The sequence below is a fragment of the Hydrogenophilus thermoluteolus genome (assembly GCF_003574215.1).
Lineage (GTDB): Bacteria > Pseudomonadota > Gammaproteobacteria > Burkholderiales > Rhodocyclaceae > Hydrogenophilus > Hydrogenophilus thermoluteolus.
In genome coordinates this window covers 1457917-1480340 of sequence record NZ_AP018558.1, presented here as the reverse complement: position 1 = coordinate 1480340, position 22424 = coordinate 1457917, and the positions used below count along the sequence as shown (strand labels likewise).

16 protein-coding genes and 1 pseudogene are annotated in these 22424 nt (G+C 62.2%); 8 read left to right on the top strand and 9 right to left on the bottom strand.

Features of this window, described 5'->3' with window-relative positions:
• Positions 1-24 precede the first annotated feature (24 nt).
• The 3 genes from HPTL_RS07195 to HPTL_RS07185 all read left to right on the top strand — a co-directional run bounded on the left by HPTL_RS07195 (position 25) and on the right by HPTL_RS07185 (position 2097).
• Positions 25-822: an undecaprenyl-diphosphate phosphatase gene (locus HPTL_RS07195; RefSeq protein WP_119335376.1), complete on the top strand. Its 798-nt coding sequence runs from the start codon at positions 25-27 to the stop codon at positions 820-822.
• Positions 823-926: 104 nt separating this feature from the next.
• Positions 927-1442: a TIGR00645 family protein gene (locus HPTL_RS07190; RefSeq protein ID WP_119335375.1), complete on the top strand. Its 516-nt coding sequence runs from the start codon at positions 927-929 to the stop codon at positions 1440-1442.
• An 85-nt stretch (positions 1443-1527) separates the two neighbouring features.
• Entirely contained in the window at positions 1528-2097 is a 570-nt protein-coding gene (locus tag HPTL_RS07185; RefSeq protein WP_119335374.1) for a DUF1640 domain-containing protein, read from the top strand.
• 39 nt (positions 2098-2136) lie between these two features.
• Here the strand turns inward: HPTL_RS07185 and HPTL_RS07180 are convergent, their stop codons facing one another.
• From HPTL_RS07180 to HPTL_RS07160, 5 genes are all read right to left on the bottom strand, one after another.
• Positions 2137-4737, bottom strand: a complete 2601-nt coding sequence (locus HPTL_RS07180) for a [protein-PII] uridylyltransferase (protein ID WP_119335373.1) — start codon at positions 4735-4737, stop codon at positions 2137-2139.
• A 17-nt stretch (positions 4738-4754) separates the two neighbouring features.
• A complete protein-coding gene (gene map, locus HPTL_RS07175; RefSeq protein ID WP_119335372.1) occupies positions 4755-5585 on the bottom strand; it encodes a type I methionyl aminopeptidase in 831 nt (276 codons plus the stop codon).
• Positions 5586-5619: 34 nt separating this feature from the next.
• Positions 5620-6757, bottom strand: a protein-coding gene (gene prfB / locus HPTL_RS07170) for a peptide chain release factor 2 (RefSeq protein ID WP_119336123.1) whose coding sequence is annotated in 2 segments (ribosomal slippage) — positions 5620-6675 and positions 6677-6757 — 1137 coding nt in all. Because the reading frame shifts where the segments join, the coding sequence is not laid out codon by codon here.
• Between the two features lie 43 nt (positions 6758-6800).
• The gene (recJ, locus tag HPTL_RS07165) at positions 6801-8534 is read right to left on the bottom strand and encodes a single-stranded-DNA-specific exonuclease RecJ (RefSeq protein ID WP_285614348.1); all 1734 of its coding nucleotides are present in this window, start codon (positions 8532-8534) and stop codon (positions 6801-6803) included.
• Between the two features lie 5 nt (positions 8535-8539).
• On the bottom strand, positions 8540-9568 hold the full coding sequence (locus HPTL_RS07160) for a hypothetical protein (RefSeq protein ID WP_119335371.1): 1029 nt from the start codon (positions 9566-9568) through the stop codon (positions 8540-8542).
• A 30-nt stretch (positions 9569-9598) separates the two neighbouring features.
• Between HPTL_RS07160 and HPTL_RS07155 the strand changes: the two genes are divergently transcribed.
• The 4 genes and pseudogenes from HPTL_RS07155 to feoB form a co-directional block, all read left to right on the top strand.
• The gene (locus HPTL_RS07155; protein WP_119335370.1) at positions 9599-10846 is read left to right on the top strand and encodes a lipoprotein-releasing ABC transporter permease subunit; all 1248 of its coding nucleotides are present in this window, start codon (positions 9599-9601) and stop codon (positions 10844-10846) included.
• Entirely contained in the window at positions 10839-11531 is a 693-nt protein-coding gene (gene lolD, locus HPTL_RS07150; RefSeq protein WP_119335369.1) for a lipoprotein-releasing ABC transporter ATP-binding protein LolD, read from the top strand. Before HPTL_RS07155 ends, lolD begins: the two co-directional genes overlap by 8 nt.
• Positions 11532-11601: 70 nt before the next feature.
• A complete protein-coding gene (locus HPTL_RS07145; protein ID WP_170141299.1) occupies positions 11602-11892 on the top strand; it encodes a FeoA family protein in 291 nt (96 codons plus the stop codon).
• Positions 11889-14033 (top strand): annotated as a pseudogene (gene feoB, locus HPTL_RS11365) (ferrous iron transport protein B); the annotation flags it as partial. The gene HPTL_RS07145 and the pseudogene feoB, both read left to right, overlap by 4 nt.
• A gap of 222 nt (positions 14034-14255) precedes the next feature.
• On the opposite strand, the gene HPTL_RS11635 reads toward feoB, so the two are convergent.
• The 4 genes from HPTL_RS11635 to ppsR form a co-directional block, all read right to left on the bottom strand.
• Positions 14256-15080 (bottom strand): alpha/beta fold hydrolase, encoded by an 825-nt coding sequence (locus tag HPTL_RS11635; protein WP_408610118.1) that lies wholly within the window; start codon positions 15078-15080, stop codon positions 14256-14258.
• A gap of 252 nt (positions 15081-15332) precedes the next feature.
• Complete coding sequence (locus HPTL_RS07130; RefSeq protein WP_119335365.1) at positions 15333-17795, bottom strand: DNA internalization-related competence protein ComEC/Rec2; 2463 nt, start codon at positions 17793-17795, stop codon at positions 15333-15335.
• Positions 17796-17838: 43 nt separating this feature from the next.
• Positions 17839-19050 (bottom strand): DUF2863 family protein, encoded by a 1212-nt coding sequence (locus HPTL_RS07125; protein ID WP_119335364.1) that lies wholly within the window; start codon positions 19048-19050, stop codon positions 17839-17841.
• A gap of 13 nt (positions 19051-19063) precedes the next feature.
• Positions 19064-19903: a posphoenolpyruvate synthetase regulatory kinase/phosphorylase PpsR gene (gene ppsR / locus HPTL_RS07120; protein WP_119335363.1), complete on the bottom strand. Its 840-nt coding sequence runs from the start codon at positions 19901-19903 to the stop codon at positions 19064-19066.
• Positions 19904-19999: 96 nt separating this feature from the next.
• Between ppsR and ppsA the strand changes: the two genes are divergently transcribed.
• On the top strand, positions 20000-22363 hold the full coding sequence (gene ppsA / locus HPTL_RS07115) for a phosphoenolpyruvate synthase (protein ID WP_119335362.1): 2364 nt from the start codon (positions 20000-20002) through the stop codon (positions 22361-22363).
• The last annotated feature ends 61 nt before the right edge of the window (positions 22364-22424 follow it).

Sequence of the window (22424 nt, the reverse complement as noted above, 5' to 3'; positions counted from 1 at the left end):
CTTTTCGTTTGGGGCGAGCCGAAGATGGAAAACACCGCGATCGCGCTCCTTCTGGGGTTACTCGAAGGCGCGACCGAATTTTTGCCGATCTCTTCCACCGGGCATTTGATCGTGGCGCAGGCGTGGTTGGCGCGCACGAGCGAAGCGGACAAGACCTTTGCGATCGCGATCCAATTGGGGGCGATTCTGGCGGTCTGCTGGCACTACCGCGGGAAAATCGCCGCGGTCCTCACCGGGTTGCTGCGGCGCGACGCCCCGGCCGTTCGGCTGGTCGTCAATCTCTTCGTCGCGTTTCTGCCCGCTGCGGTGGTGGGGTTGCTGGCCGGCAAAGCGATCAAAGCGCACCTCTTTTCGCCAGCCGTGGTCGCGACCACGTTGGCGTTAGGCGGGGTCGCGATCCTCCTCGTCGAGCGGCTTCGCCCCACACCGCGGATTGCGTGTGTCGAGGAGATGACCTGGATTGATGCGCTCAAAGTGGGGTGTGCGCAGTGCTTGGCGCTCATTCCTGGCACGAGCCGCTCGGGCGCGACGATCTTGGGTGGGCTGCTCTTTGGTCTTTCCCGTACCGCTGCGACCGAATTCTCTTTTTTTCTGGCGATCCCCACGATGTTCGCTGCAACGCTCTACACCCTGGCCAAAGATTGGCACGCGCTGACGGTCACGAACCTGCACGAGATCGCGGTCGGGTTTGTTGCGGCGTTCGTCGCGGGGTTGGTCGCGGTGCGCTGGTTGTTGGCGTATATCAGCCGCCATTCGTTCGCGCTCTTTGCCTGGTATCGGATCGCGCTCGCGGCAGTGGTGTGGTGGGTTCTGGTTCGCTAGGAATGGAGCAATTGTGAATGGCGAAAGCGTGCGTTTTTCGATGCGTATGATCGGTAGGTTATCTGTCCCTGCCCATTGCTGTAGATCAGAGAAGGGGGAAACGAATGCGTCACGTTGAGAAAGGGATCGAACATCTGCTCTTTGCGTCGCGCTGGCTGCTCGCGCCAGTCTATCTTGGGCTGGTAGGCGCGCTTCTGGTGATGCTCTACAAGTTCGCAAAGCAGGGGTGGGAGATGGTGATCGCTCTGCCCACTGCCAGCTCATCCGAGGTGATCGTCGGGGTGTTGTCACTCGTCGACGCGGCGCTTGTGATGAACCTGATCCTCATCATCATCTTCAGTGGCTATGAAAATTTCGTTTCGAAGATGGAAGATCTCCATAGCCACGAAGATCGTCCCGACTGGATGGGTCATATCGGTTTTGCCGATATCAAGATCAAACTGATCGGTTCGATCGTCGCGATCTCGGCGATCGAGCTCCTGAAGTCGTTCCTCAACGTCCACAACATCGAAGACCGGGTCCTTTGGTGGCAAACGGGGCTGCACTTGGTTTTCGTCTTTTCCGCGCTCTTGTATGCGATCATGGATCGGATCCAGCGCGGCGGGGCGAGCGGTCACTGACAGCTCGTCATAGCGTCCGAACGCGTACTGTCGAAGAAGCGCATTGTGTGCGAGAATAACGGACATGAGACGTGAGGAGCGCACCATGAGCGCAGTGCTTGACCTCTATGATCGCTTACGTCACGCGCCAGACGAAGAGACGCGGGCCCGGGTCATCGCTGAAGCGTTTGATCTCCTGGAGTCGCGTTATCCCCATCTCGACTATCTGGTTACCGTTCGCCACCTCTCCGAAACCGAACTGAAGCTTACCAAGGAGATCGAGGCGGTTCGGGGTGAGGTGAAGGCGACCGAACTCAAGCTCACCAAGGAGATCGAGGCGGTTCGGGGTGAGGTGAAGGCGACCGAACTCAAGCTCACCAAGGAGATCGAGCAGGTACGCGCGGATCTCACCAAAGAGATCGAGCAATTACGCGCGGAATTCACTAAGGAGATTGAGCAGGTTCGGGGCGAGGTCAAAGCGACCGAACTCAAGCTCGTCAAAGAGATCGAGCAGGTACGCGCGGATCTCACCAAAGAGATCGAGGCGGTTCGGGCCCAGGTGGCGATTACCGCTGCCGAGACCCGCTCGTCGATTCTGAAGTGGAGTTTTCTCTTCTGGCTGAGTCAATTTGGCGCGGTGATGCTGCTTCTGTGGCGGCTCTGGCCGCACGGTTAGCGGTAGCGCGGGTTTTCCCGATAAACGGTTTGGGGCTACTTACGCACCCAACCGCTCCAATACCCGAGTCAGCGCTTGGATGATCGCGTTTTGCCGTTCGGGACGGTCGAGTCCTGGGCCGCTGACGACGAACGCGTCTTCGATGCGTTCGCCGGCCGTGTGGATGCGGGCAAGCTCGATCGAAACGTCCCAATGCGCAAGCGCGGTGACGATCGCAAGTAGAGTCCCCGGTCGATCGAGCGCGATCACGGTAAGGACGAACCGCTTGCCGCTTTCATCAGGGGTAATCGTCACTTGCGGCGGAAAACCGAAGTGGCGGACAAGCCGGGGGAGCCGGCGTTGGCAGCGCGGCGGTTCGGGGAGCGTGGGGGTGGGTTGGTCCAGCGCGGCGCTCAGTTCATATTCCAAGAGGTTGAGCGTCTCACGGGTAGGGCGGTCGGGCGGGAAGTCGAGGACGAAGGTATCGAGCGCCCAGCCGTCGGGCGTGGTGTAGATCCGCGCCTCCCAGACGTCGGCATCCAAGCAGTAGAAGACCTCCAATAACCGCGCCAACAAGAACGGGGCATCCGGGGCGAAAACCATCACCTGGACCCCGCTGCCGTCAGGTAGGAGGCGGGCGCGAACCACCGGTTTGCCGGTTTGATGACGCCAGTAGAGGACCCGTGTGTGCCACGCGATGGTCTCGGCGTGGTGGCGAAGGAAATAGTCTTGGCCTACCCGGCGCCAGAACGCGGTCTCCTCGCCTGGGCGAATGCCGTGAAAGCGCAGGATCGCGCGGGCGCGTTCTTGCCGTTCGTGGAGCGGTTCGCCGCGCCGAAGCGCCTCAACCGCGTTCGCCGGGTGCTGCTGGAGCCATTGCCGGGTGGCGTGGAAGAGATCGGCAAGTAGGCGCGCTTTCCAAGGAGTCCACACTTTGGCGCTGGTGCCGCGAATGTCGGCGTGGGTGAGGAGATAGAGCGCGATCAGTCGCCGTTCGTCGCCCACCAGCGTCGCGAAACGCGCGATGGTTTCCGGATCGGTGATGTCCTCTTTCTGCGCGATTCGGCTCATCGTCAGGTGTTCTTGCACCAGCCAGGCAACGAGGTCGACCGCTTCGGGGTCGATCGGGTGAATGCTGAGAAACGCGCGCGCCTCTTCCGCACCGATCGTGCTGTGGTCGCCCCCGCGCCCTTTGCCGATGTCGTGAAAGATCGCGGCCAGATAGAGCAGCCAGGGTTCCCCGAATTCGCTCATCAGCGCAGTCATTTCGGGGTATTCGTGTGCGTGTTCCTCCATCGTGAAACGGCGCAGGTTTCGGATCACCATCAGGGTGTGGAGGTCCACCGTGTACTCGTGGTAGAGGTCGTACTGCATCTGGCAGACGATGCGCCGCCACGCGGGTAGGTAGCGCGAAAGGATTCCAAACTGGTTCATCCGCCGCGTCTCATGGACGATGCCGCGGGGCTGTTTGAGAATCTCGAGAAAAAGGTGTTGGTGGCTGGGGTCACGGTGGTATTCGGAGGTGATGCGGTCACGCTCGGCCCAAAGCCGCCGTGCGGCGCGCGCGGTGAGCCCAGTGAGTTCGGGGTGTTGGGCCATGCGCAGGAAGAGCGTGAGGAACGCTTCGGGATGGTCGGCAAAGACCGCGTCGTGGGCCAGATCGAGTCGGTTGCCGCGACGCACGAAGTATTCATCGATCGGCTCGGCCGATTCCGTTTCGGTGGGGAAAAGGCGTTCGGAAAACGCGGCCATGAGCACGGTGTTGAGCTGCAGCACGATCTTCGCGTTCAGGTAGTACTGCCGCATGAAGCGTTCGGCTGGACGCTGCTCGCCGTGCGCGCGAATGCCGAATTGGGTTGCCAATGCGTTTTGGTAGTCGAAGAGCAGCCGGTCTTCCCGCCGTTTCGCCAGGAGGTGGAGCGCGATACGCACCCGCGCCAGAAAGCGTTGACGTCGGTCGAGCTCCCGGGCCTCTTCTGGCAGCAACAGCCCCGCTTTCGCGAGCGCCGCCCAACGTCCGCGGTACCCCAATGCTTGGGCGATCCACAGGAGCAGATCCAAATCGCGCTGCCCACCTGGGTGCTCCTTCACGTTGGGTTCCAGGGTATAAGGGGAAAGCCAACGACTGTGGCGGCGCTCCTGTTCGGCTGCTTTGGCGCGGTAAAAAGCGGCCGGATCGAGCGCACGCCCCAACGCCGCAAGGAAATCACTGGCCAACGAGACGGCACCCGCAACCCGTCGTCCTTCGAGCAGGTTCGTCTGGACGGTGATGTCTTCACCCGCGAGGGTGAGCGCTTCCATTGGGGTGCGCACACTCATGCCGACTTCCAGCCCGACGTCCCACAGCGCGGCGACGAACGCTTGCGCGCGCGCTTCGTCCGCCCCTTGCAACGGCGCGGGGACCAAAAGCATCAGGTCGATGTCGCTCATCGGGTAGAGCGCGCGCCGCCCGTAACCCCCTACCGCCAAGATGCTGGCGCCACGGGGAAGCGGAACAGCCCGGGTGAGCGCAACGAGTGTGGTATCCACCAACCGGGCGTGGCGATGGAGGTATTGCAAAGGGGTTAGGGTTCCATCCGCGAATTGTGCCGCGAGCTGCGCACGGCCCTCGGCCAGGCGGGTGGCGATCGCGGACAAGTGGGGAGAGACCGACGGGGACATCGCGAACAAGTCCGAAGCTAGCCGATGAATCCGTCACCGAAACGGTCGCGGACGATTTCGGGTGGTTTCGGACAGCCTACCGAGGTGGTGAGTACCTCGACGCCGGTTTCCGTGACGAGGACCGTATGTTCCCATTGGGCAGAGAGGCTGCGGTCTTTGGTGACCACCGTCCAACCGTCGGCGAGCACCGACGTGGGCGCTTTGCCCGCGTTGATCATCGGTTCGATGGTAAACGTCATTCCCGGGACGAGTTCGATGCCCGTTCCCGGTTTGCCGTAATGGAGTACCTGTGGTTCTTCGTGAAAGCGCCGACCGATCCCATGGCCACAATATTCCCGCACCACCGAGTAGCCGTGGTGGTGGGCGTGGCGTTCGATCGCCGCGCCGATGTCACCGAGCCGTGCGCCAGGGCGGACCGCCGCAATCCCCAACCACAGGCATTCGTAGGTTACCTGGACGAGCCGCCGCGCCAAAATCGACGGTTTGTTGCCGACGACGAACATCCGGCTGGTGTCGCCGTACCAACCGTCTTTCTGTACGGTGATGTCGAGGTTGACGATATCCCCCTCTTTGAGCGGTTTTTCGTTGGGAATCCCGTGGCAGACGACGTGATTGACCGAGGTGCAGATCGCATTGGGGAAGGGGTTCGGACTTCCCGGTGGGTAGTTGAGCGGCGCTGCGACCGCTTGTTGCACCTCTTCGATGTAGCGGTGGCACAGGCGGTCGAGTTCCGCGGTGGTCACGCCGGGTTGGACGAACGGCGTGATGTAGTCGAGCACCTCGGAGGCAAGGCGACACGCGACGCGCATCGCTTCGATCTCTTCAGGGGTTTTGATGTCGATGGCCATGGGGTTCGCGCTCCGTTGGGGGAGAGGGTCTCGGTTACTCCGTTTCCGTGACGGAAGGTTTCGTGCCGCTCACGCCTTGCTTCAACGCGGCTTCGATGAACGGGTCGAGGTCGCCGTCGAGTACCGCTTGGGTGTTGCCGATCTCGACTCCGGTGCGCAGATCCTTGATGCGGGATTGGTCGAGCACATAGGAGCGGATCTGATGACCCCAGCCGATATCGCTCTTCGACTCTTCCAGCGCTTGCTGTTGTTCGCGCCGTTTGCGCAACTCCAGTTCATAGAGGCGCGATTTGAGCATCGCCATCGCCGCGGCTTTGTTTTTGTGTTGCGAGCGGTCGTTCTGGCACTGGACGACGATACCGGTTGGGATGTGGGTGATGCGTACCGCCGAATCGGTCCGGTTCACGTGCTGTCCCCCGGCACCCGACGCGCGGTAGGTGTCGATCCGCAGATCGGCAGGGTTGATCTCGACCTCGATTTTCTCATCGACCTCGGGGTAGACGAAGACCGAGGCGAAACTGGTGTGGCGGCGCGCGTTCGCGTCGAACGGGCTCTTGCGTACCAGGCGGTGAATGCCCGTTTCGGTGCGCAGATATCCGTACGCGTGGTCGCCACTTACTTTTACCGTCGCGCTTTTGATGCCAGCGACTTCGCCCTCCGATTCTTCGAGGATTTCGGTTTCGAACCCTTTTTGCTCGCAGTAGCGCAGGTACATGCGCAGCAACATCGACGCCCAGTCCTGCGCTTCGGTACCGCCCGCGCCCGCTTGGATCTCGATGAAGCAGTTGTTCGGATCCATCGGGTCGTTGAACATCCGGCGCAGCTCCAGCTTGGCGATCGCGTCGTCGAGGCGCTTGGCGTCGTCACGGATCGAAGTCAGGGTGGCTTCGTCTTGCTCTTCGCGCGCCAGTTCCAAGAGTTCGAGGAGGCCCTTGGCCTCGTCCGCAGTGGTTTCGAGCGGTTCGATCAGCGCTTCCAGTTGTCGTTTTTGCTTGCCGAGCGCCTGCGCTTTTTCGGGATCGTTCCAAACTTCCGGGTCTTGCAGCGCCAGGTCGGTCTCTTCGAGTTGCCGCTTCAGGTCGGCGTAGTCAAAGATACCTCCGGAGTTCGTCGTTACGCTCCAGGATCGAGCGCAGTTGTCCTTCGATCGCGTTGATCTCTTGCGGATCCATCATCGTTTGCTTTCTCCATCTGTGCTACGTGATTAGTGTGCAATTATCCCAGATTCGGCGCATCGGACGGTGCAACGGTTTCGATGTGCAGCCGCAGACGTTGGTTTCCGCCCCAACGGTCGACGTTGAGTTGATACGCTCCGGTAAAGCGCGGTGGTAGCGTATCACGGTGGCGAAAAAGGATCGCCGAAAGGGGCGCTGCGGTGCCGTCGGTGCGTCGAAGGCGGAGTTGAAGGTGGGCATCGCCGACCAGCCGTTGCTCGAGCAATTCGAACGAATCGAAGAAGAGCGGGGCGGGAAAGCCATGTCCCCAGACGCCAGCAGCCAACTGTTCCGCAGTCTCCAGCGTCAGCGCGTCACACGCCAAGGAGCCATCGGTGGTCACCGTGCGCGGGTCGAGCCCTTCCGGCGCCAACGTGGCTGCGGCGGCCTCGAACGCATTGGCGAAGCGATCGAGGTCAATGGCGCGCAACGTCACCCCAGCGGCCATTGCGTGGCCGCCAAAGGTGATGAGCAATTGGGGTTCGCGCTTGCTGATCCAGTCGAGCGCGTCGCGGAGGTGCAGCCCAGGGACACTGCGCCCTGACCCTTTCACCAGCCCGTCTTCGTGCGGCGCGAACGCGAACACCGGTTTGTGGTAACGCTCCTTGATGCGGCCGGCGACGATGCCGATCACCCCTTGGTGCCATTCGGGGTGAAAGAGCGTCAACGTCTGCTTTTCGTGCAGCGGTTCGCCGTCGAGGAGCGCCAACGCCTCGTCTTTCATTTTCGCTTCGATGCTCTGCCGCGTCCGGTTGATCTGGTCGAGCGTCGCGGCCAATTGCTGTGCCCGAATGGGGTCGTCGGTGATGAGGCATTCGACGCCGACGGTCATCTCTTGCAAGCGCCCAGCGGCATTGACCCGCGGCGCGATGAAAAAGCCAAGGTCTTGCGTCGTTGCCGTCCGGGGGTCGCGTCGCGCGGCGTGAAAGAGCGCCGCGATTCCGGGGCAAATCCGTCCGGCGCGAATCCGTGCCAGTCCCTGCGCGACCAGGATGCGGTTGGTATGTTCGAGCGGAACGACGTCGGCTACGGTACCCAGCGCCACCAGATCGAGCCACTGGGCGAGATTGGGTTCGGGACGGTGGGCGCCGAACCAGCCGCGCGCGCGCAGCGCGCTGCGCAGTGCCATCATCACGTAGAGGATCACCCCTACCCCAGCGATGGTTTTGCTGGGGAAAGGACAGCCGGGTTGGTTGGGGTTGACGATCGCGCTCGCTGCAGGGAGCGACGCGCCAGGGAGGTGGTGGTCGGTGATCACGACGTCGATGCCGCGTTGCGCAGCAGCCGCAACCCCTTCGTGGCTGGCAATGCCGTTGTCGACGGTGATGAGGAGGTCAGGCGCGAAACGTTGCGCCGCGATTTCGACGATGCGCGGCGTGAGGCCATAGCCATCGGTGAAACGGTTCGGGATCAGGTAGTCGACCCGTGCGCCCATCGCCCTGAGCGCGCGAACCGCGAGCGCTGTTGCGGTCGCTCCGTCGCAGTCGTAGTCGCCGACCACGACAAGCATCGCGCCCGCTTCGATCGCCTCGGCAAGAAGCGTCGCCGCGGCGTCAATCCCTTTGAGCGCTTCGGGTGGGGGGAGCGCGGTGAGCGCGGTGCTGAGTTCGCTCGGGTCGGAAACGCCACGCGCTGCATAGAGCCGCGCGATGAGCGGATCAGCACCGGCTTGTTGCAGGCGGTGGACGACGCGAGCGGGGGCGGTGCGGATCTGGAAGCGATGGGGTGTCATCATGCGCATCAACGGTTGAACCGCTCCAGTGATACCGGTTTGGCAAACCAGCGCCACCAAACGGGAGTGGCGGTGATTGCCGCCCGTGTCGCGGCCAGGTGAATCACCCGTGGTGGTCGCGGGAAACGAGAAAACCAATGGGTTTCCAAATCCGAAAGTGCGTGTTGCCAAGTATGCCAATCGAGCCGCCGCGCCGCTTCGGCCAGGGTGTCGAGGATGACGAGATCGGGACGGTGCGTTGATGCGGTCGGCCAGGAACGATGGCAGGTAAATGGAATGCGCTGCGCCGCTAGCCAACCCAACAGGATCGGATCGGCGTCGTCATTGACGAACACGTGCAAGGGTTGGGAACGCGGTTTCGCTGAATTCGGTGACGTAACGGGGTGGTTGCCCCAGAGCCACAGCGCGTTGATCGGCGGAAGTCCTTGCTGCTCGCGTGCGCGGTTGATCGGGTGGTTGGCAAGAAAAACCTGCCATTCGTTCATGCGGCGCAGCCACGCGCGGGCGTGAGCACCGTGCGGCAGGACCTCGGCGTACGGACGGCTCGATGCCTCGGCAAGCGGGGTGAACGTGGTGTTCGCGCATGCGTCGGAGGGAATTCCCGTCAGGTACCAGCGGGTTGGGGTCGCCACGCGCAGCGCTGCCTGCGGCCATTCGGTTCGGATCAGTGCGGTGAGTTCGGCGGCAAGCTGTTCGGCTTCCTCCCGGTGTGGCGCGGTTTCCCCCAGTTCGGTGACGACCAGGTGGTCACGCGCCAGGTAGAGGTGAACGGGATTGGCACAAAGGATCGTCCCGCTGTCGGCAGAAAACGGCGCGATGGTGCGCGCACGGTCGAGCGCTTCCCCCCGCCAGCGCAGTTCGGCGGTCGTGTGCGCCGGTACTCCGATGCGGTCGGCGACGATTTCTTGATACGATCGTGCGTGCGGCGTGCGGACGCTTTTCCCAAGCCAGCGCGCCAACGTCGGGTGGCTTTCGATGGGGGCAAACGCCGTGGCATTGGGGTTGGGCCACAGCGCGCCAGGTAGAATCAGCTCCATAGGCGTAATGGTACCGGAAAGGAGAGCGCTTTGCCGTTCGAGTGGTGGGTCGGTTGGCGGTACGTGCGCCGCCAGCGGCACGGAAAAGGTGGGTTCGTTTCGTTCATCGCCCTTGCGTCGATGTTGGGAATGACGCTGGGTGTGGCGGCGCTCATCGTGGTGCTGTCGGTGATGAATGGATTCCAGGAGGAGTTGCGGGCACGGATTTTGGGGGTTGCCGCGCATCTCGAAGTGACCGGTAGCGGGGGCATGCTCGAAGCGTGGCAGCCTGTCACGCAGCAGTTGCGCGCCGATCCAGAGGTCGTTGCCACCGCGCCGTTCGTTTCAGGACAGGCGTTGGCCACCCACGGCGGTGTGGCGCACGGGGTGATGGTGCGTGGCGTCTTATCCCGGCAAGAGGCGCAGGTGGGGGCATGGGAGCGGTTCGTGAAGGCCGGATCGCTGGACACGCTCACCCCAGGTGCGTTTCACGCCGCGATTGGCATCGACTTGGCCCGCCAGTTGGGAATCGATCTTGGGGATTCACTGGTTCTGATCGCGCCCGACGCGATGCTTGGTCCCACCGGGCTGCAGCCACGGATGCGGGCATTTCGCGTCACGGCGATTTTCGATTCCGGGATGTATGAGTTCGATTCCGGGTTGGTGTTGCTTTCGCTTGCCGATGCCCAAGCTTTTTTTCGGATGGGGGATGCGGTCACCGGCGTTCGGATTCGGCTCACGGATCCGCTTGCCGCACCGCGCAAAGTTCGAGAATGGGCGCCGAAGTTGCCAGCGGGGTTGTGGCTCTCCGATTGGACCAGCCGCCACGCCAATTTCTTCCGCGCGGTTCAGTTGGAGAAGACGATGATGACGTTGATCCTCTTTTTGATCGTCGCGGTGGCTGCGTTCAACCTGGTTTCGACGCTGGTGATGAGCGTGCAGGACAAGCAAGCCGATATCGCGATTCTGCGTACGATCGGGGCGGCGCCCGTTTCGATACTGGCGATCTTCGTCGTTCAGGGCGCTGCGATCGGCGTGATCGGGCTCACTGCAGGCACCGTGTTGGGGTTGTGGTTGGCGCACCACGTGCCCGAAGTGGTGGCGTTTTTGGAAGCGGTCACCGGCGCGACGTTGTGGAACAAAGAGGTTTATTTCATCAGCGACTTGCCGTCCAAGGTGCTCGCGAGTGACGTGGTGCTGGTGGTGGGGGTTTCGTTTGCGCTCACCCTGTTGGCGACGCTCTACCCCAGTTGGCGCGCCGCGCACGTGCAACCTGCGGAGGCGTTGCGCCATGAGTGAAGCGGTCTTGATCGCGCAGGGGTTATCCAAGCGCTACCAGGATGCCGGTACGGCGGTGAGCGTGCTTTCCGGGGTCGATTTGACCGTACGCCGTGGGGAGTCGGTGGCGGTCGTTGGGGTCTCTGGCTCGGGTAAGAGCACGTTGCTCCACCTGTTGGCTGGGCTCGACACCCCGACAGCAGGCGAAGTGGTGTTGTTGGGCGCGCGCATCCACACGCTTTCCGAGCGTGCGAAGGGGCGCTTGCGCAACCAGGCGCTCGGGTTCGTCTATCAGTTCCACCACCTGTTGCCGGAATTCACGGCGCTCGAGAACGTCATGATGCCGCTTGTGATCCGGCGTGAAGCGCGCGAGTCGGCAGAACGGAGCGCACGCGCGCTGCTGGCCACCGTGGGGTTGGCTGACCGAGCGCACCACCGTCCGGCTCAGCTTTCGGGCGGTGAGCGCCAGCGGGTGGCGATTGCGCGCGCGTTGGTGACGCAACCGGCATGTGTGTTGGCCGACGAACCGACCGGGAATCTCGACCGCGGGAACGCCGAACAGGTGTTTGCGTTGTTGCAAGCGGCTGCGCGCGAGCGCGGCGCCGCGCTCGTGGTCGTGACCCATGACGAAACCTTGGCCGCGCGACTCGATCGCACCTACCATCTGGTTGCCGGAAGGCTGACTGAGGGCGGAGGTCCGAATTGACATCAGCGCGTAAGGCTCCTAAAATCTCAAAAAAAGAGAATGTTTCTCATTTTTATTTTTAGTGATTGCCGTGACCCAGACCCATCGCTCCGTCGAGCCGTCGGTTGAACAAACGACGCAACCCCTTTGGCAACTCGCGCAGGGTGCTTCCGCGATCTTGGCGGCGATCGAGGGGTCGGATGCAGAGCGTTTGCGTTTGCTGCATCTGGGTTTCTTGCCGGGACGGCGCGTCCGTATGGCGCACCATCGCGCGAATCACTGTGTCGTTCAGGTGGGGTGCAGTCGCTATGCCTTGGCCAAGGCCGTCGCGGATCGGATCCAAGTGGTGATCTTAGCCGGAGGAAACGAGGAGCGGCAATGAAGGCATGCTGCACGCAGGAGTCGGTCCCCACCGTGGCACCGGCACAAACCAATCGCATCGCGTTGGTGGGGCAGCCCAATTGCGGCAAGACAACACTCTTCAATCGTTTGACCGGAACGCATCAAGCAACGGGCAACTGGCCGGGGGTGACGGTCGAGCGCAAAACGGGTGTTGCCGACCTCGGTGACGGCGTTCGCGTGACCGTGATCGACCTTCCCGGCGTCTATTCGCTCGTGCCCGATCACTTGAGTGGTCTTGATGAGGCAGTGGTCCGGGCGTTCTTTGTCCACGAAACAGTCGATCTCGTCGTCAATGTGGTCGATGCCACACAACTCGAGCGCCATCTGGGACTCACATTGCAACTGCTCAGCATGGGGTTGCCTGTGGTGGTGGCGCTCAATCGCGTCGACCGTTTAGCCAAAATGGGGTTGACGATCGATACTGCAGCGCTCGAGGCGCGATTGGGTTGCCCGGTCGTTGCGGTTTGTGCCTATCGCAACCAAGGCATCGATCGTTTGCGGCATCGCCTGCGGGCAACGCTCGGAACCCAGACGAATCGGTGGGCGCACGAATGGCCAGAACCGCTGCACAGGGCGATTGCGACGCTTCGGCGGCAACACCTTGAGACCCAACGCGCAACCAGCGTTTCGTCTCAGGCAGTCAGCGACTGGCAGGTGTTGGGGTGGCTGCTTGATCCCGCGTCGGCGCCTGCAGGGCTGCGTGAAAAGGCCAGTGCTTCGCGGACGCGTATCGAAGCGGACACGGGGGAATCCTTGCCGCTTGTGCTAAGCAGCGCCTTTGCTTCGTGTGCGGAACGCATCGCTGCGGCGGTCGAGCATCGTTCCCCCCAAGAACTGGCGACTTGGACCGAACGGATCGACCATTGGGTTTTGCACCCGCGGTGGGGGCTCCCGCTCTTTTTCCTGATTCTTTACACCGTTTTCGCAATGGCGGTTCATTTGGGCAATGCATTGCAACCCGCATTCGAAGGAACCGCGCAAGCGCTTTTTGTCGACGGGGTGCGTGCGCTGCTTGTTGCCTGGGGAGCGCCCTCGTGGTTGGTGGTGTTCCTTGCCGATGGGGTTGGCGGCGGTATTCAGGTGGTTGCCGGTTTCATTCCGGTGATCGCTGCGCTCTTTCTCTTTCTTTCGCTGCTCGAAGAGAGCGGTTATATGCAGCGGGTAGCGGTGTTGATGGACCGGGCGTTTTCGCGGCTGGGGCTTTCCGGGCAGACCTTCGTGCCGTTGGTCGTTGGGATGGGGTGTAATGTCCCTGCGGTGATGGCGTGTCGCACACTGCCTGATGCGCGTGATCGCCTGGTGACCGTAGTGATGGCGCCGTTCATGTCGTGCTCTGCGCGGCTTACTGTCTACACCCTTTTTGCCGCTGCCTTTTTTCCCCACCAGGGCGCCTTGGTGATATTTGCGCTCTATCTGCTCGGTATCGCCGCTGCGGTACTGACCGCGTGGCTGTTCCGTGGCGCGATGCGATCCGAGATGGCAAAGGCGCTCGTCCTGGAACTTCCGGATTATCACCGTCCCTCGCTGCTCAATCTGGCGCTCAACATTCGGCACAAACTCAAGGGATTCGTGATCGACGCTGGGCGTGTCATCGTTGCCATCGTCGTCGTTTTGCAGATGGTGAGCGCTGTTGGTACCGATGGTACGTTCGGAGAGCCGAATCGACCCGATTCGGTCTTGAGTGCGGTGGGACATGGGCTTACGCCAGCGCTCGAGCCCATCGGCGTGCAGGAGGACAATTGGCCGGCAACGGTTGGTCTCTTTACTGGATTGCTGGCCAAAGAGGTGGTCGTCGGCACGCTCGATGCGCTCTATCGGGGGGAGACGGCCGCCCAGGATTCGGCAGTAGCCCCGCCGGTTACGTCCCTATCCGATGTGATCGCTGCGCTACGTTCGGCGTGGGGAACCGTGCCGGGTTATTTCTCCTCATTGGGTGGCGCGATCCTCGACCCCTTGGGGCTTCATGCTGCGCTCGGTGACCAAGGGGCGGCGTTGGACGTGCATCACGAGACGCTTACCCATTTGCGCGACCAATTTACCAGCCCTGCGGCGGTGTTCGCCTATCTGGTCTTCGTATTGCTCTATTTCCCGTGTACGGCGACGCTCGCTGCGATTGCGCGGGAGTTGGGGTGGCGCTGGGCGCTCTTTTCCGGCGCTTGGAGTCTGACGCTCGCCTATTCGCTGGCGACGCTGACCTACCAAGCCGGGGACGTGCTCTTCCGCGAACCCGTACCGGCGCTTCTTCGGGTCGGAGTCGTGGTGCTTGTGATGACCGCAGTGGTGCGCATCCTACAACGCGTCGCCGCGCACTGGACCGTTGCTCCGGACCAAGTGAGAGGGACGTCACCGGGCGTTGCCTTGTCGTGCGTGGGCTGTTCCGCCCGTTGTGCCGTTCGCCCCGATGGGGGTGCCGTTGTCGAGCCTACGCCAACGGGGGCTCCCGCGATCGAAGCGAAGTCGCGCGCGCGGGCCGCGGCGCGTCATCGCTTCGGCGACGTCCCGCGTCAAGAGGTCCGATTCGGCACCACGCACCAGCAGCGTCGGGCAGCGGATCGCGTCGTAGAGTTCCCACAGCGCCATATCCTGTGCAGGGAACGCGATGCGAAACGGGACGGCGATTCCCGGGTCGTAGCGCAACACCCATCGCCCGCCCAGCTCCTGTCGGACGGCGTGCCACGTCAGGTGGCGCCATTGGGCTTCGCTGAGTGGGCCGAACGGGGCACTGACGGTACGTACGTACTGAACGGCATCGTCGAACGTGGCAAATTGCGGCTCGGCGCCGACGTACGCGCCGATCCGTTGTAACGACGCTTGACTGAGCACGGCACCAACATCGTTCAACACCAGTTTTGCGATCGGTGAAGTAGGTTGCGCAGCGATTGCCATTGCGATCAACCCGCCCATCGAAGTACCCACCCAGTAGAGTTTCTGGGGTCGGATTTTCTGAATGAGCGTATTGAGATCGCTCACGTAGCGCGGGATCGCATATTCGCTCTTGTTGGGGAGCCAGTCCGAGAGTCCGCGCCCGACGACGTCGGGACAGATCACCCGATAGCGGCGACTCAAATGGGCAGCAAGCGCGTCGAAATCACGCCCGGTTCGCGTCAAACCATGAACGCAAAAGACGACTTCGGGATTGTCGGGCGCGCCCCATTCGTAGTAGATCATGCGGTGGGTTCCAGCGGTATTGATGCAGTTCACCCAATCGATTCGTGGTGGATGGGGCAGCGTTTGGGGTTCGGGAACGGAGGCCCCTTTTGCCGACGTGTGTGTGTTCGCCGACGTCGATGCGGTGTCCTGTTCCGGGTGGGCGGAGCGACCCCGCGGGGTGAAAAGGGCTTGCAGCCGTTGCCAAAATTGCATCTCGAGTCTCCTTCGTCTGTCGATCTTTTACCACGGAATAACGAACAACGCTTCCGATCACCGTTTTCGGCTGTCACCACATTCGGCGAATGCCGGAAGGGGGCGATGCCAGTAGCGCGCGTTCTCGCTGCGTGCGGTGCGCACTGGGATTGCGTTGCCGCTTGCCGGAAGTGTCAGGGTGAGCGCTCCGTCGCGGTCGGTGCGCAGTATCGTCGCGCCGTGCGTGCGCCAGCGTTCCAAAACGTCGCAGCGGGGATGGCCGAACCGGTTGAACGCACCGACGCTCACGAGCGCATAGCGCGGGTTGAGCGCGGTCACCCACGAGGGTGACGACGAGGTGTGGCTTCCGTGGTGCCCAGCGACCACGACGTCGCTTGCGAGCTGCGGTTCCATTGCAAGCAGCTGCTCCTCTTCGCGTGCCCCTAGGTCGCCACTCACCAGAAAACGGGTGCCGGCCCGGCTCGTGACGCGCAACACACACGACGCTCCGTTGTCGCTCAGCGCTTTCTGACGCGGCGTGTCCGTTGGCCAAAGGAACGCGAACTGCACGCCATCCCATTCCCATTCGGTTCCACGCAGACACGGGCGGGCCGCAAGCCGCTCGAGGAGCGGTGCGATCTCATCGGGCGGAGGCTGATCGGGTGGCGCGCCGTACCAGACTGCGGCAATGGGAAGCGTTTGCGCCACCGCGGCAAAACCGCCCGTGTGGTCGCGGTCGAAATGGGAAAGCACGACCGCATCGAGCCGCGTGATGCCGCTTCGCTGCAAAAAGGGGTGTACGAGCGTGCGCCCACTGTCCCATCGGTTCCACGCTGGGCCGGTGTCGTAAAGGAGCGCGTGGTGAGCGGTGGTGATGAGAATCGCTTGCCCTTGACCGACGTCGAGTACCGTAATCTGCGCAGCGCCCGTTTCGGGGCGTTGCGGCGCAGGGGAAAAGAGCAACAGCAGTGCTGGCAGGGCCAGCAGGCGCGGTGCAATCCCCCGGGGCAGAAAGAGCGCAAGCAGCAGGATGCTTGCGGCAACCCACCAGAGACCGGTGGGGATTTCGGGCGCGGTCAGTACCGCTGCCGGGAGGTGGCTGGCCCAGATCAGGAGATCGAGTGTTCGTTCGATCAGACCATCGAAGAGCTGCCCCAAAAAGGGAGAAGGCACGATCAGGAGCAGGAGCGCCAGGGGTGTTGCCGCGTAGGCGATGAGCGGGATCGCAAAGAAGTTGGCAACGGCCCCGACCAGTGCGGCTTGCCCGAAGAAGAGCACAGTGAGCGGGGCGAGCGCCAAGGTCAGTGTCAATTGGAGGGTCACGAACGACCGGGTTGCTGCACGGAGACGCTGCCCGAGGGAGTCCGCGCGTGTGTGGATCTCCTCCGTGTCGGGAAGGTCCGTTTCCGTGCGCCCAAGCAGGATCAATAGCGCAACCGCAACGAACGAGAGCCAAAAACCGGCATCCCCTACCGCCCAAGGATCCCATATGAGGACAGCGACCAACGCCGTCGCCAAAATGCTCGTGGCGGGTATGCGCCGCGCATGGAGCATCGCGAAGCCGGCGATGGTGAGCATGAGTGCCGCGCGTACCGCGGGAATGCCCAATCCGGCAAGGAGGGTGTAGCCCCAGGCTACGGCGATCGCGACCAACCAGCCGACGCGCGGCGCGGCCAGCCACAGCGTGGCGCGGTGGGCGCGTTGCCATAGGCGCTGAACAATGCCGCCCAAGAGCCACGCCACCAGCGTGACATGCATCCCCGAAATCGCCACGAGGTGGGCGGTTCCGGTCCGTTGCACCAACTGCCACGTGGTATCGTCGAAACTCGAACGATCGCCCAGCGCCAACGCGCGCAGCCACGCCCCGTGCCGTGGGGTCAATTGCTCGAGGCGCTCTGCCAGATGGATTCGCAAGCGAGCAAACGCATCGACCCAACCGGGGTCGTCCTCCAGTGGGGTGGCGCTGATGAGCGTGCCCCAAGCGTGGAGGTGGTGGCGAAAGGCCCACCATTCGCTGTCGAACGCGCCAGGCTGAACGTTTGCGCGAATCGGCCGCAGCCGCACGGTTGCGCGGTACCGCGAGCCGGGCAACCAATCGCCCTTTGGTATGTTGTCCGGTAGGGTGAGGCGGGCGCGATGGCGCTCTGTACCATCGGATAATACAGCGACGATCGCGCGCGGTGGCCCGCCAGCCAGGGGAATCCGCTCCAAGACCGTGAGCGTGACCGGTAGCGTTCGGCTGGTGAACCAAGATTCCGGTGGCGTGTCGTCAAAAAAAGAGCGACTGCGCTCAGCGGTGCTTCCCCATGCGATGAGTGCCGCGCCAACCCATAACCCCAGCCATCCCAGGCGTCCGGTGCTGCTGGCGCACGCCCCTGTTCCGTCGTGTGGCGTGAGCACTCCGCTTCGCAGCGCCCATACGACAAGAACGAAGCCCAGCGCGCACGCACCCCAGGTGAGGGCTCCGGTGGGGAAGGTAGGTGTATGGTGCCATGCGATCGCGCCAACGAGAAAACCGACGGCAAGGGCAACGATCGGCATCGCACCACTCCACGCTCAGCGGCGCGATCGGCCCGTGCTGGGGTCAGTGGAGGTAGCGCGGCGGGGGATTGCCATGGCCAGATGGTTCCTCCCCGTTGGGGTTTTCGCCGGGCATTTCGGCATGGACCAGTTCCCCATGGGGGTTGGGAAAGAGCGGGGCGCCGCAATCCTCGCAGAATTCGAGGGGCAGCGTTCGACGCAGCACCAACGTATCGGTGACACCGCTGTCGCGCAGCGTCGCAACGATCCGTTCGACCGTTTCTTCTTCGTTTTCGTCGGTACCGATGAGCGGCCAAGGCACCCCATGGATCACTTGGCCGCTCGGTTTCAAGCAAAAACCGATGCGGTATTCGAATTCGCCGTTGCCTTCACACGGCGCGATCACCGCGCGCAGACGGCTCGACGCGATATCGAACTCTGTTGCCAAGTAGGCGACCGCCGCGAAGATCGCGAAAACGCGCGAGTCGCGGTTTGCTTTGCGGCTGGCGGTGAAGTAAGCGTCAGGCGGCTCCAATTCGATACCGCAGCCGATCAGCAGCCGTTCGAATACCGGATGAGCCCGTTTGCGCCACGCCGCAAACGCTTGCTCGCGATCCCCTTCCGGCAAGTGCCAACGGAAGATCGCTTCTCCATTCGGAATCGCTGCCGCGATCAACAAGTAACGGATGTCGGAGAGAAACACCATCGTTTCGTTGAGGCGGTCGCTGTCCACCGGGTAGTCTTCGTTGGCGAGCGCCGCGTTCTGCATCGCTTTGAGCAGGCGTTGGGTGGGAATGTAGCCGTCTGGGAGTTGGTCGGGACTGAAGAGGTGGTTCGCGATCGCAAACCGAACCCCTGGTGCGAAGACGTGTGCAGCCAATGCAGTGCGCAGGTGTTCGAGCGCAGCGGTGGGAACGGTCTTCGCGGGCACCGAAAAGCGGGACCACGCCAGTACCGGCGCGGCAATCAGGAGCAGCGTTTCCTTTTCGCCGGTGACGACTTCGGCTTCGCTCTCCACCGCATCCAACAGCTCTCCGTAGGCCGATTCGTCGCTGCGGTAGAGGTGTTCGAGCGCCTGTTCGATCACGTTGTCGTTGCCTTCCTCGAGAAGCTGACGAACCGCGGCTTCGATCTGTTGCTCCCACCAACGGTCTTCGACTCGGCTGCCTGAACGCGCCAGGCCTTGAGCCAGCCAGCAGAGGTGCTCGGCGCTCGGTGCCATCGCACTGGGGCGGTTGCGTCGTTTTTTGGGTTGGGGATTTTTGGGATTGTTCATCGGTTCCCTTTCGTTACAAGTCTTGATAGCGGCGGATTTTTTCGAGATGAAGCATCACCACTGCGGCGATCTCTTCGATCGACTTCGTCGTGGTGTCGAGCCACGGGATTCCTTCCCGTCGCATCAACTCCAGCGCCAGTTCGATTTCACGGCGGCAATTCGCCAAATCGGCGTAGGCGCTGTTCGGGCGCCGTTCGGAACGGATTTGCGCCAAGCGTTCGGGTGCAATCGTCAGCCCGAAGAGTTTTTCACGGTGCGGTCGCAGCGCTTCCGGTAAGCGCATGCGCTCTAGGTCTTCGGGAATCAATGGGTAATTGGCCGCTTTGATCGCGTAGGTCATCGCAAGGTAGAGGCTGGTCGGGGTTTTGCCCGAACGCGAAACCCCGATCAAGATGATGTCGGCTTCGACCAGCGTATGGTCTTGGGTAATGCCATCGTCGTGCGCCAATGCGAAGTTGATCGCCTCGATGCGGCGGTGATAGCTGTGCGTGTCCCGCATTCCGTGAAAGCGGCCGACGGTGTGGGTGCTCTCCATGCCGAATTCGCGCTCAAGCGGGTCGATGAAGGCGCCGAAGAGGTCCATCACCAGGCCGGGACCGTTCTGGATCACGGCCAGGACTTCCGGTTTGACCAGCGTCGAGAAGACGATAGGACGAAAACCGCTTCCTTGGGCGACCCGTTCAATCTTGCTGACCAGTTCGCCCGCTTTTTGCGGGGAATCGACGAACGGGGCGCGCACCACCTCGTAGTCGAGGTCGGGAAACTGGGCCAGGAGGCTTTCGCCCAACATCTCCGCGGTCACGCCCGTACCGTCGGAGACATAAAAGACGTGGCGTTTGCGCGGAATCGGCATCTGGGCATCCTCGATTGGCAGAAAAGGACAGAAATGGTGGCAAAGCCATTAGAATAATGGCTAGTTATTTTATCCGATCCTCCAGGGAGTATTGGCATGACCCGTTACGTGATCCCATTGCGCGAGTTGCGCATGTCCGATGTGGCCCAAGTCGGTGGCAAGAACGCGTCGCTGGGTGAAATGATCAGCCAGTTGCCTGACAGTGTCCGCGTGCCGGATGGTTTCGCCACGACGGCCGAGGCCTTTTGGCGCTTCCTCGACGACAATGGGTTGCGGCAAAAGATTCACGATCTGCTCGAAGGGCTCGATGTCGACGATGTTGCCGCACTGGCGCGCACCGGCGCTGCGATCCGTCAAATGATGATGGAGGCGCCGTTCCCCGCGGAGCTGGAGGCGCAGATCCGTGCCGCTTACGCGGAAATTACTCGGGATGGCGAAGGGAGTTTCGCTGTCCGTTCGTCGGCTACTGCGGAAGATTTGCCCGATGCCTCGTTTGCGGGGCAGCAGGAGACGCTGCTCAACGTGCGCGGCATCGAAAACATCCTGCACGCGATCAAAGAGGTGTTTGCGTCGCTCTACAACGATCGTGCGATCGCGTACCGGGTCCATAAAGGGTTCCGTCACGCCGAGGTGGCGCTTTCGGCGGGGGTGCAGCGAATGGTGCGCTCCGACGTCGGTGCGTCCGGGGTGATGTTTACGCTCGACACCGAATCGGGCTTTCGCGACGTCGTTTTCATCACCGCCTCCTACGGCCTGGGGGAAATGGTCGTCCAGGGCGCAGTGAACCCGGACGAATTCTACGTGCACAAGCCTACCTTGGCGCAGGGCAAACCGGCGATCATCCGCCGTTCGCTCGGTTCCAAACTGATCAAGATGGTTTTCACGACGCCCGGCGAAGAAGGGCGCGTCAAAGAGGTGGACACCACCCCGGAAGAGCGCAATCGTTTCTGTATCAGCGACGAGGATATCCTCGAACTCGCCCGCTATGCGCTGATCATCGAGCAGCACTACGGGCGGCCGATGGACATCGAATGGGGCAAAGACGGGATCGACGGCAAGATTTACATCTTGCAAGCGCGTCCTGAGACGGTCAAATCTCAGGAAAGTGGCCGCGTGCTCGAAAAATTCCGCCTCAAGCAGCACGGCAAAGCGATCGTGCAAGGGCGGGCGATCGGCCAGAAGGTCGCCGTCGGTAAAGTGCGTATTGTCAAAGACATCAGCGAAATCGAAAAAGTGCAGGCGGGTGACGTGCTCGTCACCGACATGACCGACCCCAACTGGGAGCCGGTGATGAAGCGCGCCGCGGCAATCATCACCAACCGGGGTGGGCGTACCTGTCACGCGGCGATCATCGCGCGGGAACTGGGGGTGCCTGCGATCGTCGGGTGTGGCGACGCCACCGAAGTCCTCAAAGACGGTGAAACGGTTACCGTCTCATGTGCGGAAGGGGATACCGGTTACGTCTATCGTGGGGCGCTCGAATTCGAAGTGCAGCGCACCGATCTCGGCGAACTGCCCGAATTGCCGGTGAAAATCATGATGAACGTCGGCAACCCGGAGCTCGCGTTCGAGTTTGCCCAGATTCCCAACTCCGGTGTCGGGTTGGCGCGGCTTGAGTTCATCATCAACAACGTGATCGGGATCCACCCGCGCGCGATTCTCGAAATCGACCGCATTCCGGCGTCGATCCGCGAAGAGATCGAGCGCCGTGCGCGGGGTTATGAAAGCCCGCGCGCCTTCTTCGTCGAAAAACTGGCCGAAGGGGTCGCGACGATCGCTGCGGCGTTCTACCCCAACCCGGTGATCGTTCGTCTTTCCGACTTCAAGTCGAACGAATACCGCAAACTCCTTGCCGGTGAAATCTACGAGCCGGAAGAAGAGAACCCGATGCTCGGTTTCCGAGGTGCTGCACGCTACATTGCGCCGAGCTTTCGCGACTGCTTCGAAATGGAGTGCGAAGCGCTCAAGAAAGTCCGCGACGTGATGGGGCTCACCAACGTCAAGATCATGGTGCCGTTCGTCCGGACGGTGAAAGAGGGCGAACGGGTGATCAAGCTCCTCGCGGCAAATGGCCTCGTGCAGGGCCAAAACGGGCTTGAGCTCATCATGATGTGTGAGGTCCCCAGCAACGCGCTGTTGGCCGAAGCGTTCCTTCAGCATTTCGACGGCTTCTCGATCGGTTCGAACGACCTCACCCAACTCACCCTTGGGCTCGACCGCGACTCGGGGTTGGTTGCCGAATCGTTCGACGAACGCGATCCGGCGGTTCGCATCCTCCTTGGGATGGCGATCGACGCGTGCAACAAACTCGGGAAGTACGTCGGGATCTGCGGCCAAGGGCCGTCGGACCACCCCGACTTTGCCGAGTGGCTCATGGATCGCGGAATTCAAACGATTTCCCTCAACCCGGATACCGTGATCGATACCTGGTTGCGACTGGCGAACCACCGCAAGCAATAAACCTAAAGCGTCTGCGGGGCCGTTGACAAGGCATGCGGTTTTGCTAGAATAACGGTCTCGC

Bases quoted from the DNA above. Each gene is read 5' to 3' on its own strand.
- HPTL_RS07195 (WP_119335376.1), top strand. From the start codon at position 25: ATGGAAAACACCGCGATCGCGCTCCTTCTGGGGTTACTCGAAGGCGCG.
- HPTL_RS07190 (WP_119335375.1), top strand. From the start codon at position 927: ATGCGTCACGTTGAGAAAGGGATCGAACATCTGCTCTTTGCGTCGCGC.
- HPTL_RS07185 (WP_119335374.1), top strand. From the start codon at position 1,528: ATGAGCGCAGTGCTTGACCTCTATGATCGCTTACGTCACGCGCCAGAC.
- HPTL_RS07180 (WP_119335373.1), bottom strand. From the start codon at position 4,737: ATGTCCCCGTCGGTCTCTCCCCACTTGTCCGCGATCGCCACCCGCCTG.
- map (WP_119335372.1), bottom strand. From the start codon at position 5,585: ATGGCCATCGACATCAAAACCCCTGAAGAGATCGAAGCGATGCGCGTC.
- recJ (WP_285614348.1), bottom strand. From the start codon at position 8,534: ATGATGACACCCCATCGCTTCCAGATCCGCACCGCCCCCGCTCGCGTC.
- HPTL_RS07160 (WP_119335371.1), bottom strand. From the start codon at position 9,568: ATGGAGCTGATTCTACCTGGCGCGCTGTGGCCCAACCCCAATGCCACG.
- lolD (WP_119335369.1), top strand. From the start codon at position 10,839: ATGAGTGAAGCGGTCTTGATCGCGCAGGGGTTATCCAAGCGCTACCAG.
- HPTL_RS11635 (WP_408610118.1), bottom strand. From the start codon at position 15,080: ATGATCTACTACGAATGGGGCGCGCCCGACAATCCCGAAGTCGTCTTT.
- HPTL_RS07130 (WP_119335365.1), bottom strand. From the start codon at position 17,795: ATGCCGATCGTTGCCCTTGCCGTCGGTTTTCTCGTTGGCGCGATCGCA.
- HPTL_RS07125 (WP_119335364.1), bottom strand. From the start codon at position 19,050: ATGAACAATCCCAAAAATCCCCAACCCAAAAAACGACGCAACCGCCCC.
- ppsR (WP_119335363.1), bottom strand. From the start codon at position 19,903: ATGCCGATTCCGCGCAAACGCCACGTCTTTTATGTCTCCGACGGTACG.
- ppsA (WP_119335362.1), top strand. From the start codon at position 20,000: ATGACCCGTTACGTGATCCCATTGCGCGAGTTGCGCATGTCCGATGTG.